Consider the following 14,791-nt stretch of genomic DNA (forward strand, 5'->3'; position numbering starts at 1 on the left):
CCGTTTAAAATAATTCGAATCCCCGTAATCAACTTACTCCGTGTAATCAGCTCCACAACGCAGGAGGATATTCACCGGCATTTACCAGCTTTTCCAGGTTGGCCTTTACTTCAGGCGCATCTTCCTTATAGGTAACCCCAAACCAATCAGACGAAGTAGGAATCACTTTGATCACACCAGCCTTATCCTTAATGAACTGATCAGCCACAATAGGGATAAAGAACTCCGACTTAGCCTGTGTGCCACTTTCCTTCAGGAAGGTCCTGAAAAGACCCAGTGAGTAATCAAATACAGCAGGATCAAAACACCAAAAGTTCATCGATACACTGGAATCCCTGGGCAATTCTTTCGGTACAAAAGAATCATCTGTCAATATCTTACCATCCTTCATGACGATATTCAGGCGCTCAGCAATGGAAGCAAGATTACCTTGTACATCCACCTGGCATACACCACGGTTCACCGTTCCATTATCAGACAGGGTTTTCAGCAATTCATAGCCTATGATGGACCATACATTAGCTCGCACATCAGTAGTCAGGAATTTGTAAGCCTTCTCAAAAGCATCACGGCCGTAGAAATCATCCGCATTGATCACCGCAAATGGTTCTTTCACCGCATCTTTAGCGCACAACACCGCATGGGCAGTACCCCAGGGCTTCGTACGGTCGGCAGGCACCTCATAACCTTCTGTAAAGGCCTTCAGGTCCTGGTATACATAATCTATTTCAATACGGCCTTTCAGCCTTGGCTCTACAATTGCTTTGAAGTCTTCGGCAAAGTCCTTGCGGATGATAAATACTACTTTTTTGAATCCGGCACGGATAGCATCATAGATAGAATAATCCATGATCGTTTCGCCACCGGGACCAAAAGACTGGATCTGCTTCATACTTCCATAGCGGGAGGCCATACCGGCTGCTAATATTAATAAGGTTGGTTGCATTATCGTATTTTTAAAGATTCGGGCACGAAAATATAAAAATAAGCGATCAAAAGAAACCTTGTCAACGATTAATACATATCAACCTGTTGATTATACCAGGGCTGTTGTGCAACCATTACCTAACCAGGCCTGGCACGATAAGGATGTTTTTGTGGATGTACTGCGCCTGGATCTTATACATCCTGTGCTATCAGGCAATAAATGGTTCAAGCTGAAATACCACCTGCAACAAGCCAGGCAGGATCAAAAGAAAGGCATCCTCACTTTTGGCGGAGCATACTCCAATCACCTGGTGGCAACTGCTATTGCCTGCAGACTGGAAGGGTTGGCAGCGATCGGTATTGTAAGAGGAGAACCGGCCGCTCCACTTTCCCATACCCTCCGGGAAGCGCAGGATTACGGCATGCAGTTGCAGTTTCTATCCCGTGCTGCGTTTATCGATGAACAGGCAATGATGGCAGCAATGGAACAGGCAAACCCCGGTTACCTGGTAGTTCCGCCTGGTGGCCAAAGTGAAGCAGGCATACGGGGCTCTGCTGAAATATTATCCCTCACCGATCAGGCTCCCTATACCCATATAGCCTGTGCAGTAGGCACCGGAACCATGTTTACAGGTATTGTAAAGAGTCTTCTGCCCCATCAACATGCCCTGGGGATTAGCAGCCTTAAGATCGCCGACCGGGCAGATAACAGCCTCCTGAGCCTTGTAAAAGCTCATACGCCTTCCCGTTCTTTTACTTTCCTGTACAACTATCATTTTGGCGGTTATGCCCGCAAAAACAGTACCCTGATAGCCTTTATGAACGACCTGTTCCAGGCCCAGGGCCTAAAAACTGATTTTGTCTATACTGGCAAATTAATGTATGGTATTAATGACCTTATACATAATGATTATTTTACCGGTGAGGCCCGTATTTTGGCCATTCACAGTGGTGGTTTACAAGGCAACCGGTCCTTACTGCCCGGCACCCTGAATTTCTAATCCCATGATATCTAATGCGATAATAGTTGGCTCCCCGCAATAAAACGGTATAAAATTAGCTATGCAATAGCCCGTAGCGCATCATGCCCTATCTTTGCGACACTAAAATAGATCCACCGACTAATTCGTTATAGGCTCATGACAAGGACTGTATCAGTTGTTTTGCTATTGCTTTCGCTCAATACCCTTGCACAGGATACCTTGCCTAAATTTACCGCTTACACAAGGGGTAGTGATAAGGTCATCATCAGCTGGACAAATAATTACCCCATCGTTACCCAGATCAGTATTCAACGGTCCTACGATAGTTTAAAACTGTTTAAAACCATATTGACGGTACCTGACCCTACCGTTCCTCAAAACGGTTACCTGGATGCCAAAGGCACCAATCCCAAGATGTTTTACCGCCTTTTTATCGTACTTGACAATGGCAAGTATGTATTCACCCAGTCCCAGCGCCCTTTCTGGGATACTTCCCGCAGAATGGATTCCCAAAAGCCGGAAGTAATGCCTGAGAACAATGCCCGGCAGCGCGTGGTGATCGCTGAAAACATGGCGCCCAAAGAAGCCGAACTGCTGAAAGAAAAGATACAGGAAGCTATAAAGAAGACCGAGCCCAAAACAACGATACCTGTAGAAAAGCCCAAACCCGCCCCCGAACCGGAACGCTTTTTTATTATCAAGAAACGGGATACTGTGATCATGCAGCTTCCGGAAAAAGGGTTTAAAAGTTTCAGGGACTCTATCGTACTGAAAACAAGGGATACAATGACCTTCAGAAGTGTCGACACCATCCTGATCAAACCCTTTGTACCCAAGGAAGTGTTCAAAGCTTCCAAATTCGTGTATTCCGACAATTCCGGCAATGTCGTGATCATGCTCCCTGAAGCTAAAAACGGTAATTATGCCGTGAAGTTTTATGAAGATGACAAGACCTTCCTGTTTGAGGTCAAACAAATAAAGGAACCCTACCTAGTAGTTGATAAAACCAATTTCCTGCATGCAGGCTGGTTCCGCTTTGAACTATATGATGACGGAAAGGTGAAGGAAACGCACAAGTTTTTTATTCCTAAAGATTAAATAGAAGAGCTATTAGTGGTTAGCAATTTGCATTTTTAGGACCTTTGCTTTGCAAACACCTAAAAGCTAACAGCTAAAACTATATGCTGGCAGCTAATTCCTCAGCCCTCAACTCTACATTAAATACGTACTCAAAATTGGCCTTTACTTTCGCTTTTACTTCCTCCATATCAAGGGTGTAGCCCAATTCTTTTTCCAGGGAAGTCACCTGTTTGTTGCGAATGCCACACGGAATGATGTAATCAAAATAAGTAAGGTCTGTATTGACATTGAAAGCAAAGCCGTGCATAGTCACCCAACGGCTGCAGCGAATGCCCATAGCGCAGATCTTACGTGCCCGGCCCGGTATAGCCGTGTCCATCCATACACCCGTTTCGCCCTGAGAACGCTCTCCTTTTAGTCCGTATTCGGCCATGGTAAGGATAAATACTTCTTCGAGGTTGCGCAGGTATTTACCCAGATCCGTATAAAACCTTTCCAGGTCCAGGATGGGATAACCCACCAGCTGTTTAGGCCCGTGGAAAGTAATATCGCCCCCCCTGTTACTGGCATAGAACTCAATATTCCGCGCTACCCGCTCCTCTTCTGTGATCAGCACATTGGCCATATCCCCGCTTTTGCCCAGCGTATACACAGGCGGATGCTCTACAAATAATAAGTGGTGAGTAGTGGCCGGTCTCAGATTATCCGAAGCACCCTGAAAATCCGCGCTTTCAACTGCCGATTGCCGACTGCCGATTGCCGACTCCCTGGCTTCCGTCTTCTTCTTCACGTTCTCTTTCAGGAGCTTTTCCTGGTAGTCCCAGGCTGCCTGGTAGGGCATGGCGCCCAGGTCTTCAAATAGTACCCGCTGTTTGTCTGAATTGGCCATAGCAACGGCAAATTTACGTGTTTATGACTACTCCTCCCGATATCTTACCTTTGCGCCAAATTCAGTGGCAGTCATGAGTAAAAAAGACATTGAGCAGGATAACGAGCTGGATAATGAGTTGGAAGACAGTTCAGAAGGTTCCGAGGAGCTATATGAGCGAATGAACCTCATCGTAGACGGTGGGCAGGCCCCCATGCGCCTGGACAAATTCCTGGTACAACGCATTGAAAATGCCTCCCGTAACAAGGTACAGCAGGCCATCGAAAGCGGCCGCGTACTCATTAATGGCAAACAGGTGCAGTCCAACCACAAGATCAAACCGGGTGAAGAGATCGTGGTATACTCCGATAAAGAGGTAAAGGGCGAAGACATTATACCCGAAAAGATGCCGCTGAATATTGAATACGAGGACGACGATATCCTGATCATCAATAAGCCCGTAGGCCTTGTAGTGCACCCTGCCAGCGGTAATCCCAGTGGCACCCTGATCAATGGCGTGGCCTGGTACCTGCTGCAGCAAAACAGTGAGCTGAACACAGAAGTATTGCCCCGCTTTGGGCTGGTACACCGCATTGATAAAAATACAAGCGGCCTGATGGTATTGGCCAAGACCGAAAAAGCCGTCAGCAGCTTAGCCAAGGAATTTTTCAACCATACCATCCACCGCCAGTATGTAGCCCTGGTATGGGGTGATGTGGCCGAAGACAGCGGCACCGTGAATGCCCATATTGGCAGGCACCAGCGTTTCCGCAAAATATTTGATGCCTATCCCGATGGTGAATATGGTAAAGAGGCCATTACCCATTATAAAGTACTGGAGCGTTTTGGTTATGTAACCATGGTACAGTGTGAGTTGGAAACAGGACGCACACACCAGATCCGCGTACACATGAAACATATTGGCCATCCCCTGTTCAACGATGAAGTATATGGTGGCGACAGGATCGTAAAAGGTACTGTATTCAATAAGTACAAACAGTTTGTAGATAACTGCTTTGCCCTTTGCCCCCGGCATGCCCTCCATGCCAAGACCCTTGGGTTCATCCATCCGCGCACCCGCCAGGAAGTTGTTTTCAACAGCGAGATCCCCAATGATATGGCCCAACTGATCACCAAATGGAGGAATTACGTACAGGTGAAGAATATTATCTGATCATAAAAAAGGTGCCCCCTTTATCCCGCATCGCAAAGGAAAGGTGTCATCTTTTTGTAGTCAAGGGTAGGTCGCTTTTCCAAAGCGGCTTACCCTTTCTTATTTCGTAAAGTCAAATAACGTAGCTGTAAAAGTCGCATTTTCTCTTTTTTTCAATACTACTCCCCAGCTACCATTGTAGCGCAATACTTTGGGCACCAGGTAATCTTCAAACCTGGTCATTTCAGCTTCCATGCTCACATCAAAACTGTATACACCGGCATTGTAGCTCAGATCATAGTTACGGGCCACAATATCCCAATTGTCGATATTGAACCAGGTGGTCATTTCATTGATAACGATCTTCCCTTTTTCGCCGGCATTAAGATCAGCACGGGGCACCAGTTTGAATATATAACACATTTGACCATTGAAGGTGTTCATGTCTATTATATAATCGTACAGCTTGCTCACTTCTTCATCAAACACCGCTATTTTATTACCAATGAAGGGAATACCCGGTATCTTTTTCCCAGGGTTAAAGAACAGCATCTTCAATTGCTCTTTGTGCTTTTCAATACCACTCTTGTTTTTGGTACTGAACTCATTTCCTTTCACAATATTCGATTCTCCACAGATGGTATCTCGGGCAAAGAACAAACCCGCGTAGAGGTTGGCCGTATAATAGTTGAAGTTGTGGTTCTTGTCGTACATATCACCCGTGGTCGTTTCCTCCAGCACTTTCATCCAGCGGCAGGAATCTTTCACCACCTGCTTGGTGCGGCTTTTCAACGTGGCTTTCACATCTCCCTTCTTCTCCAGCATGCGGATATCATTGAGCGCTGTATAGCCCAATACTTTCAGGTTGCGGAAAGCTTTGTAAAACGTGGTGTCTTCTTTTACCCGGTCAATGAAGGCAGGAACATTCAGGTTGCTTCTGACCACTACCTCTTTCAGGGTAATAGCCTTTTTATTGACAGTGACGGCTGAGTCTTTTTGCGCGAAGGCACTATATGCCAATAACAGTACGGGTATAAAAGCCATTGCTTTCATACCCGTAATATAATTATTTCGCTGTAATGGTGTACGAACGGTAGTAATTATTAAGCTGCTTTTATGATTTGTGATCAACCTGTTATTTGGGAAAGGACATTTTGTAATCGACTTTTATTTTGCCCTTGGTAATATCATCCAGTTTCCCTTTCAGCAGCTTGCGTTTGAGCGGTTTAAGGTAGTCAATGAATAACTTTCCTTCAATATGATCGTATTCGTGCAGTATAACGCGGGCGGTTATACCATTAAAAGTTTTGGTGTGGGCAACAAATTGCTCATCGACGTATTCAAGTGTTACTTCTTCATGACGGGTTACATCTTCCCTTATTTTGGGTATGCTAAGGCACCCTTCATTATAAGCCCATTCCTTACCATTGAGCGCTTTGATATGGGCATTGATGAACACCTGCTTCGTGCCAGGCTCGTCAGGATATTTACCCTTTTCATCTTCATCCTGGTTATCAAATATCTGGGCACTGTCTATTACAAAAAGACGGATATCCCGGTTGATCTGCGGAGCAGCCAACCCTACCCCATTACTGGCGTACATGGTTTCCCACATATCTTCTATCAACTTGGGAAGACCGGGATAATCGGGTGTAATATCCTTGCTTACAACACGTAATACTGGTGCTCCGTAAGCTACTATAGGAAGGATCATACTTGTATGCTTAAATGCTTGATTAGTCGATTGTTAAATTCTAATTCTGCCTGCAAATATACGGCAAAAAAGCAACTTGGCCAGCAAGGGGACGGACGCCTGGGCCCGCTTTAGGACATTCTTTGCAAATACTCCTGCAGCATGATGGTGGCCGCTATTTCGTCTACAAGCGCCTTATTTCGCCGTTGCATCTTTTTCATCCCCATATCGATCATGGCCTGGGAAGCCATTTTGGAGGTGTAGCGCTCATCCACTGTTGTAAGGGGTATAGCAGGGAACTCTTTCTTCAGCCTTTCGATGATCTTCTTTACCAGGGGTGTGGCGTGTGTATCCGTATCATCCCAATTCTTGGGTTCACCAATAATGATCAGCTCAACAATCTCTTTGGAGAAATAATCTTTCAGGAAGGGGATGAGTTTGGGAGATTCGACCGTAGTAAGCCCTGTGGCTATGATCTGCAAGGGGTCTGTCACAGCAATACCGGTTCTCTTAAGACCATAATCGATAGCGAGGATTCGGGGCATGTTGATTAATTCTAATTAAAAGAAGCAGTTAAGATCTTCCAACCCATGAAGAGATCAGCGATCACAAATACAGCAAACACCACACTGGCAATACCATTAGCTGTCATAAAAGCTAGATTGACGCGCCGCAGATCATTGGGCTTTACGATCGAATGCTGGTACACCAGCATGCCGGCAAACACAGCGATCCCGATCCAGTATAACCAGTGAAAGCCCCCATAAACACCAGCAGCGATCACACAACCGGCACTTAACAGATGTAATACTTCCGATACCCGCAATGCTTTGGCCTTACCCAGCCAGGCAGGGATAGAATGCAATTGGTGCGACTTATCAAACTCTTCATCCTGCAACGCATAGATTATATCAAAACCACTGACCCAAAAGATAACAGCAAAAGAAAACAGTATGGGCAAGAGCGCAAACTGACCGGTTACCGCCAGGAAGGCCCCGATCGGCGCCAGTGATAAGCCTACTCCCAGCACCAGGTGGCACAGTGGCGTAAACCGTTTGGTATAACTATAAAAAAGGATGACGAATAAAGCTACCGGAGAAAGGAAAAAACAAAGCCGGTTGATAAACCAGCAGCATATGATAAACAATAAGCTGTTGACAACGGTAAATAGCAATACACGATCAGCTTTTAAGATGCCTGCAGGTATTTCCCGGATGGCTGTACGGGGATTTTTGGCATCGAACTGCCTGTCGAGGTACCGGTTAAAGGCCATGGCGGCACTACGGGCAAAGACCATGCACAGGATCACCAGCAGCAACAACAAAGCAATGCTCCCCTTCCAGTTCCCTGCCACCTTCCAGGAGGAGGAAATAAACTCACCCTGGCCAATCGTGCTTTCTTTTAAAACCCCTGCAAACTGCGTGTAGAGCCCCAGGGCAAACCCGATCATCGCAAAAGGCATGGCGAAGATCGTATGGGAGAATTTGACCAGGGAGAGATAGTTCTTAACTGTTGACATGGGATAATTTTCAACGTTCATGATTCAATTTTGCACGTACCAGTTCCCACAATACTATACCGGCAGCTACCGAAATATTCAGTGAATGTTTCATACCCAGCTGGGGTATCTCAATACAACCATCACAGGCTTTAATGACCTCCGCCTCCACCCCACTTACTTCATTCCCAAATACAACAGCCAGCGGAGCCGGTTGGTTGGCATCAAACTGGTTTAAGGGCACACTATTCTCTACCTGCTCAACCGCCCAAAGCTGGTACCCCGTATCCCGCAATTCCTGTACTGCTTCCAGTGTGGACGCAAAGTATTTCCAGGTTACCGTTTCTGTAGCACCCAGGGCTGTTTTATGGATATCCCGGTGGGGAGGTTGTGGTGTATAGCCACATAGGTAAATCCCCTGCAGTAAAAAGGCATCTGCTGTGCGGAATACGCTGCCAACATTGTGCATGCTGCGGATATTGTCCAGCACTACGATTATGGGTATTTTATCCGATTCCCTGAAGTCCGTTACTGATTTACGGTTCAGTTCATCCATGCTCAATTTGCGCATCCCGCAAAGGTAAGAGGCTTTAGTAGTATTTTTGCGGCTCCTTTTGAAAACAAGTAAGAACAAGAATCATGAAACCCACTACAGTTATTTTTGATATGGACGGCCTTCTCATTGACTCTGAACCTTTATGGGAGGAAGCCGGTAAAGAAACCCTGGCCGGGTTTGGTGTTAGCCTCACTGATGAGCAATACCACTTCAGTACTGGTTTACGCACGCGTGAATGGATAGACTGGTGGTTTACCTGGTTCAATATAGATAAGAAACATGCCCTGGAGGCCGAGCTCGCCATTGTGCAGAAAGCCATTGAAAAGATCGCAGCACGTGGTATTGCCATGCCCGGCGTACATGAGGTATTTTCCCTTTTAAAAGAAAAAGGCTTTAAGATAGGTCTGGCTACCTCTTCTCCCCTCGCCCTGGTGAAAGTGGTGGCTGAAAAGTTGCAGATCAATGATTACCTGCAGGCTATCGCTTCTGCTGAGGAATTAAAATACGGCAAGCCGCACCCACAGGTATACCTGGATTGTGCAGCGGCGCTGGAGGTATCACCACTGGAATGTGTGTGCCTGGAGGATTCGTTTAATGGGATGATCGCCGTAAAGGCAGCCCGTATGAAGTGTATAGTAATACCTGCGAAACATCAACAACACCAAACCTGCTGGGATGCTGCTGATAGGAAATTATCTTCCCTGCTTCAGCTGAATGAGGAAGTATTGGACGACCTGTAACCATTTACAGAGGTTATGCACTGCAGTGAAAAAAACAGATCAGCATCAGGATAACCATCAATAAATAGAAAGGCTGCATTTTTTCATTTTTCATATGGAATGATTGAATAGTTAGTTGTGACCTTCCAAATGAAATAACATGCTACCGGTGGGGGCTAATAATCAGCGCGGGGATAGAGGTCCGTGGGGATATAGGTCTGACTTGCTACTAAAAAGGGACAATTAAGGTACGAAATTCCTGCACATAAACCTCATACCAATGAAAATTATTCTTAATTCATGCTGCCGCGGGGGTAGACAAAGCATAAAAAAAGCGTTCCGGTAAACCGGAACGCTTGTATCAGGTAATAACTGTTGTTAATTACTCTTTGGGAGCAGCGTCGCCACCTTGCTTTTCTTCCTGCTTCAGCTTTTCTTTGATCTCAGCCAAAGCACCCAGATCGCCCAGGGTAGCTTTCTCTACTTTACCTTGAATATTCTTCACAGCTTTCTTCGTCTTATCAGCCTCAGTTCTTGCTTCCTTGCGGGCAGCTTCCTTCTCTTCTACCTTAGATTGTTCCCAGATGCGTGTGTGCGATACAACGATGCGTTTTTCATTGCGATCGAATTCGATCACCATGAACTGCGATGTTTCATCAGCACCCATGCTCTTACCATCTTCCTTGGTCAGGTGACGGTTAGGAGCAAATCCTTCCAGGCCATAAGGCAACTGAACAATACCACCTTTATCATCACGGCGGATAACTGTTCCTTCGTGCACTGTTCCAACAGCAAATGTGTCTTGCAGTGCATTCCAGGGATCTTCTTCCAGTTGTTTGTGACCAAGTTGCAGCTTACGGTTCTCCTTATCGATACCGAGGATCACTACGTCGATGTTGGAACCAACTTTAGTGTACTCAGAAGGATGGTTGAAACGTTTCAGCCAGCTCAGATCGCTGATGTGGATCATACCACCAATACCAGGAGCCAGTTCAACAAATACACCGTAAGGAGTAATGTTTTTCACCAGGCCGGTATGACGGCTTCCTTCAGGGAATTTAGTTTCGATCGTGCTCCAGGGATCTTCGCTCATTTGCTTGATAGACAAGCTCATTTTGCGGCTACCCTTATCCAGCGTAACGATCTTGGCTTCATACTCATCGCCCAGTTTGAAGAACTCTTTGGCGTTGATCGGTGTATTGGCCCAGGTAATTTCACTTACGTGAACCAGACCTTCTACACCTGGCATGATTTCCAGGAATGCACCGTAATCTTCAATGTTTACTACTTTACCTTTCACTACAGAACCTTCATGCACATTTTCTGGTAAAATGTCCCATGGGTGCGGAGTAAGTTGTTTCAGACCCAGGCTGATACGTTTCTTCTCGTCGTCGAAATCCAGTACCACCACTTTCAGCTTCTGATCCAGCTTCAATACTTCGCTCGGATGACTGATACGTCCCCAGCTGATATCGGTGATATACAGCAAGCCGTCCAGACCACCCAGGTCCATGAATGCACCGAAATCGGTGATATTCTTGATAGTACCTTCCAACACCTGACCTCTTTCGAGTTTGCTCATGATCTCTGCACGTTGTGCTTCGATATCGCTTTCGATGAGGGCCTTGTGAGATACTACAGCGTTCTTGATCGCTTCGTTGATCTTCACTACCTTGAACTCCATGGTCTTACCTACAAACTGATCGTAATCAGTTACAGGCTTAACGTCAATTTGTGAACCAGGCAGGAACGTTTCCATACCAAATACATCCACAATAAGACCACCCTTGGTTTTAGAGGTAACAGTACCGGTAATAACTTCGCCGGTTTTGTGTACTTCCACAATACGCTCCCAGGCACGGGTAATACGAGCTTGTTTACGGCTGAGGTTCAGGTGACCATCCCGGTCTTCCTTCTCAACAACCATCACTTCTACCTCATCACCTGTTTTCAGGTTAACCAGGTCACGGAACTCGTTCAGGGAAACGAGACCATCACTTTTGAAACCAATGTTGATAACCACGTCAGTCTTGGTCATGGCTACCACCAGGCCTTTCACCAGCTCTCCGTCAGTAACGGCTTTGAAAGTACCTTCATAAACAGCATCGTACTTCTGTTTTTCTTCTTTGCTGTAAGAAGCAACATTGCGTTTGTCAATGCTCCAGTCAAAATCATCATGAGCGCCCGGATCTTCATAAACCGGAGCAGCTGCCACAGGTGCAGTTGGTGTCGCTGTAGCCTCTTCCACAGGTGCAGAAGAAGACTCCTGTGCATCAGCGTTTAGTTGTTTAACAATTAAATTTTCAAACATGATAGAATCCCGAAGGTTTTTAAATTCGGGAGGCAAAGATACGTCAAAATGCTGAACAGCAGTGGGTTTTTACTGTTTTTTTGCCTGAATAAAACGCTCATCCGCAAGCTTTTATAATGCCCTCGAAAATAGCCCCGGGAAGTCAATTCCTGCCATCCCTTTTATACTAATTTATAAATGCAGGCATCCTGTTGATTATTATTTTTGTGCAAAACATTTCAAAGCAACCAGTTTTCTGCTATTTTTGAAACCTTTTTACACCAAGCGTATACAATGATCACACCGGTTCTAATTCAGTTATTTGAGGAAGGCTTAACTAAACTAACAGGAGAAATCACCGCCTACCCGGACGATGCAAGCCTTTGGGTAACCAAGGAAGGGATCAACAACCCTGGCGGCAATCTCTGCCTCCACCTCACTGGCAACCTCCAGCATTTTTTGGGAGCTGTATTGAATGATTCGGGTTATGTACGTAACCGCGATGCCGAATTCAAAGTGAAGAATATCGTGAAAGCCAAATTGCTCAATGAAATAGAAGAGACCAAAACAGCTGTTAAGGATACCCTTGAGCAGGTAAGCAGAAAAGTATTGGATAAGACCTATCCCCTGCCCATCAATGGTGAAATGGTCAATACTGAATACTTCCTCGTATACCTGTTGGCTCACCTCAACTACCATATTGGTCAGATCAATTACCACAGAAGATTAGTGGCCCAGGTGCCCGCGTAAAAAGCTATGTCTGGCTGAGCCTGTCGAAGCCACCTTCGACAAGCTCAGGCCGACATCCCCGCTATCGAAGCAGCCGCAATGAACCCGCTGGTCCATGCATGCTGAAAATTAAATCCACCCGTAATTCCATCTACATCCAGTATTTCACCGGCAAAGAAAAGCCCGGGAACCTGTTTGCTCTGCATCGTATTGGCATCAATTTCCGATAGCCTGATACCACCGGCAGTTACAAACTCTTCTTTAAAAGTAGTTTTCCCACTTACAGCAAACTCCTGCGCACAGAGATACTTTATAAGCTTGTTTTGTTCTTTAGCAGGCAGGTCCGCCCAACGCATATGTTCGCTGACACCAGCTTGCAGCAGGAAATAATCCCATAACCGTTGCGGCAAGCCAAAAGGATTGCGGTTGGCGATCTTTTGCGTAGCCAGCTCAAATCGCCAGCCCTGCATCGCCTCCCGTAAACTGTTTTCATTATACCCAGTGAGCCAGTTGACGGCAATGGTAAATTGATAATTACCGGCGGCCAACTCCCTGGCGCCCCAGGCCGATAGCCGGAGTACCACCGGACCACTCATGCCCCAATGGGTGATCAGCAAAGGTCCATTGGCGTTGAGCTTACTACCCATAATACGCACCTGTGCATCCGGCACAGACACGCCCATCAGCTGTGTAATATTATTACCCGGCATATTAAAAGTAAACAGCGAAGGAACCGGCTCTTCGATCGTATGCCCCAACTGTTTTAACCAGTCAAACATTGCCGTTTTGGGATATCCCCCACAAGCGATGCATACATAGTCCGCAGTTAGTTGCCGCTCGCCAGATAGCTCAATGATAAACTTGTTTGCTGTCAATAATTGACTCGCCTCTCCTATCTCCCCACTCCTGAATTCTGGATTCTGGATTCTAAATGCTGGATCCTCTTCCACGCTCTTCACTTCTGATGACATCCTGATCTCTATCCCATACTTGTTCACTTCCCGCAGCAGGCAATCAATGATCGTTTGCGAGGAATCTGTTTCCGGGAACATCCGGCCATCTGCTTCTGTTTTCAGGTTTACACCCCGCTCCTCAAACCACTGTATCGTATCCGTTGTAAAAAACTGGTGAAATGTCTTCTTCAGGAAGTTGGTCCCCCGGGGATACTTGCGTACCATGTCCCCTATCTCAAAGCAGGCATGGGTTACATTACAACGCCCGCCACCTGATACTTTTACTTTGGATAATATCTTATTACTTTTTTCCAGGATGATCACTTCCAGATGGGGGGCTAGGCGGGCAGCATTTACAGCACAGAAAAAACCGGCAGCTCCGCCTCCTATTACCACCAGCCTTTTCGTTTTTTCCGCCATACGCTATTGTTAAGTCGATCCCGGTAAAAGAAAACCCTCCGGGAAGAGGGTTATAAATGAGTTACAATAGTTTGTTCACGTATCCAATCCTTAGCCAACCAGCACCGATTGATCAGTGACCAGGTGAGCATTCGCTTTTTCTGCTGCTTCAATAATACCATAATCAGACAGAATATCTGCTTCGTTCTTTTGCACACACACATCGTGTTCAAAGTGCACAGAAGGAGAATGATCTACCGTACGCACCGTCCAGCCATCTGATTCGGTATACACTTCTTTTTTACCCATATTGATCATTGGCTCAATAGCCAGTACCGTACCTTCTTTCAGTTTGGCGCCGGAACCACGCTTGCCATAGTTTGGAACCTGGGGATCTTCGTGCAGGCTTTTGCCCAATCCGTGTCCTACCAGTTCACGCACTACGCCATAACCATATTTCTTTTCAGTATGCTCCTGTATGGCCGAGCCGATATCACCAACCCGGTTGCCGGCAACTGCCTTTTCGATACCCTTGTACAACGACTCTTTGGTAACGCGTATCAGCTTTAATACTTCAGGTTTTACATCACCGATGGCAAATGTATAGGCATGGTCGCCATGATAGCCATTTTTTACAATGCCAATATCGACAGAGATAATGTCGCCATCTTTTAACTCAGTTTTATTGGGAAAACCATGTACCACCACATCGTTTACCGAAATGCAGGAGTTGAACGGATAACCATGGAAATTAAGAAAAGATGGTACGCCGCCATGATCCGCTATCATTTCACCAATGGTTTTATCCAGTGAAAGGGTAGTAATACCAGGACGAAGTATTTTAGCTATTTCTGCTAAGGTGGCACTCACCAGTAAAGCGCTATGGCGCATAAGTTCCACTTCAGCCGGTGTTTTAATATAGACCATTATCGTTTGTATCTTT

At 46.0% G+C, this 14,791-nt stretch carries 15 protein-coding genes; 5 read left to right on the forward strand and 10 right to left on the reverse strand.

The genetic code is table 11. The features are described from left to right. Positions 1-46: 46 nt before the first annotated feature. The gene (locus tag D3H65_RS14485; RefSeq protein ID WP_119050996.1) at positions 47-946 is read right to left on the reverse strand and encodes a nucleotidyltransferase family protein; all 900 of its coding nucleotides are present in this window, start codon (positions 944-946) and stop codon (positions 47-49) included. A 106-nt stretch (positions 947-1,052) separates the two neighbouring features. Here D3H65_RS14485 and D3H65_RS14490 point away from each other — a divergent pair, with 106 nt between their 5' ends. Together D3H65_RS14490 and D3H65_RS14495 are read left to right on the forward strand one after the other, a co-directional pair. Then, positions 1,053-1,928: a 1-aminocyclopropane-1-carboxylate deaminase/D-cysteine desulfhydrase gene (locus D3H65_RS14490; RefSeq protein ID WP_162915631.1), complete on the forward strand. Its 876-nt coding sequence runs from the start codon at positions 1,053-1,055 to the stop codon at positions 1,926-1,928. Between the two features lie 138 nt (positions 1,929-2,066). After that, positions 2,067-3,008, forward strand: a complete 942-nt coding sequence (locus D3H65_RS14495) for a hypothetical protein (protein ID WP_119050998.1) — start codon at positions 2,067-2,069, stop codon at positions 3,006-3,008. A 79-nt stretch (positions 3,009-3,087) separates the two neighbouring features. Here the strand turns inward: D3H65_RS14495 and lipB are convergent, their stop codons facing one another. Next, positions 3,088-3,879, reverse strand: coding sequence for a lipoyl(octanoyl) transferase LipB (lipB, locus tag D3H65_RS14500; RefSeq protein WP_119050999.1), 792 nt, complete (start codon positions 3,877-3,879; stop codon positions 3,088-3,090). A 73-nt stretch (positions 3,880-3,952) separates the two neighbouring features. On the opposite strand from lipB, the gene D3H65_RS14505 reads away from it, so the two are divergent. Continuing rightward, positions 3,953-5,032, forward strand: a complete 1,080-nt coding sequence (locus D3H65_RS14505) for an RluA family pseudouridine synthase (RefSeq protein ID WP_119051000.1) — start codon at positions 3,953-3,955, stop codon at positions 5,030-5,032. Positions 5,033-5,131: 99 nt separating this feature from the next. Here the strand turns inward: D3H65_RS14505 and D3H65_RS14510 are convergent, their stop codons facing one another. The 5 genes from D3H65_RS14510 to D3H65_RS14530 all read right to left on the reverse strand — a co-directional run bounded on the left by D3H65_RS14510 (position 5,132) and on the right by D3H65_RS14530 (position 8,773). Next, positions 5,132-6,064, reverse strand: coding sequence for a hypothetical protein (locus D3H65_RS14510; RefSeq protein WP_119051001.1), 933 nt, complete (start codon positions 6,062-6,064; stop codon positions 5,132-5,134). Positions 6,065-6,146: 82 nt separating this feature from the next. Further along, complete coding sequence (gene def / locus D3H65_RS14515) at positions 6,147-6,725, reverse strand: peptide deformylase (protein WP_119051002.1); 579 nt, start codon at positions 6,723-6,725, stop codon at positions 6,147-6,149. Positions 6,726-6,835: 110 nt separating this feature from the next. Beyond that, positions 6,836-7,249: a Holliday junction resolvase RuvX gene (gene ruvX, locus D3H65_RS14520; RefSeq protein WP_119051003.1), complete on the reverse strand. Its 414-nt coding sequence runs from the start codon at positions 7,247-7,249 to the stop codon at positions 6,836-6,838. Between the two features lie 11 nt (positions 7,250-7,260). Next, a complete protein-coding gene (locus D3H65_RS14525; protein ID WP_119054518.1) occupies positions 7,261-8,223 on the reverse strand; it encodes a UbiA-like polyprenyltransferase in 963 nt (320 codons plus the stop codon). Between the two features lie 10 nt (positions 8,224-8,233). Continuing rightward, the gene (locus D3H65_RS14530) at positions 8,234-8,773 is read right to left on the reverse strand and encodes an RNA methyltransferase (RefSeq protein WP_245999752.1); all 540 of its coding nucleotides are present in this window, start codon (positions 8,771-8,773) and stop codon (positions 8,234-8,236) included. Positions 8,774-8,841: 68 nt separating this feature from the next. On the opposite strand from D3H65_RS14530, the gene hxpB reads away from it, so the two are divergent. Further along, the gene (hxpB, locus tag D3H65_RS14535; protein WP_119051004.1) at positions 8,842-9,498 is read left to right on the forward strand and encodes a hexitol phosphatase HxpB; all 657 of its coding nucleotides are present in this window, start codon (positions 8,842-8,844) and stop codon (positions 9,496-9,498) included. Positions 9,499-9,859: 361 nt separating this feature from the next. On the opposite strand, the gene rpsA is transcribed toward hxpB, so the two are convergent. After that, complete coding sequence (gene rpsA / locus D3H65_RS14540; protein ID WP_119051005.1) at positions 9,860-11,788, reverse strand: 30S ribosomal protein S1; 1,929 nt, start codon at positions 11,786-11,788, stop codon at positions 9,860-9,862. A 273-nt stretch (positions 11,789-12,061) separates the two neighbouring features. Between rpsA and D3H65_RS14545 the strand changes: the two genes are divergently transcribed. Further along, positions 12,062-12,517 (forward strand): DinB family protein, encoded by a 456-nt coding sequence (locus D3H65_RS14545; RefSeq protein WP_119054520.1) that lies wholly within the window; start codon positions 12,062-12,064, stop codon positions 12,515-12,517. A 44-nt stretch (positions 12,518-12,561) separates the two neighbouring features. On the opposite strand, the gene D3H65_RS14550 is transcribed toward D3H65_RS14545, so the two are convergent. Together D3H65_RS14550 and map are read right to left on the reverse strand one after the other, a co-directional pair. Then, positions 12,562-13,869 (reverse strand): BaiN/RdsA family NAD(P)/FAD-dependent oxidoreductase, encoded by a 1,308-nt coding sequence (locus D3H65_RS14550; protein ID WP_119051006.1) that lies wholly within the window; start codon positions 13,867-13,869, stop codon positions 12,562-12,564. A gap of 90 nt (positions 13,870-13,959) precedes the next feature. After that, on the reverse strand, positions 13,960-14,775 hold the full coding sequence (gene map, locus D3H65_RS14555; protein ID WP_119051007.1) for a type I methionyl aminopeptidase: 816 nt from the start codon (positions 14,773-14,775) through the stop codon (positions 13,960-13,962). Positions 14,776-14,791: the final 16 nt, after the last annotated feature.

It is taken from the genome of Paraflavitalea soli, assembly GCF_003555545.1.
GTDB classification, from domain to species: domain Bacteria; phylum Bacteroidota; class Bacteroidia; order Chitinophagales; family Chitinophagaceae; genus Paraflavitalea; species Paraflavitalea soli.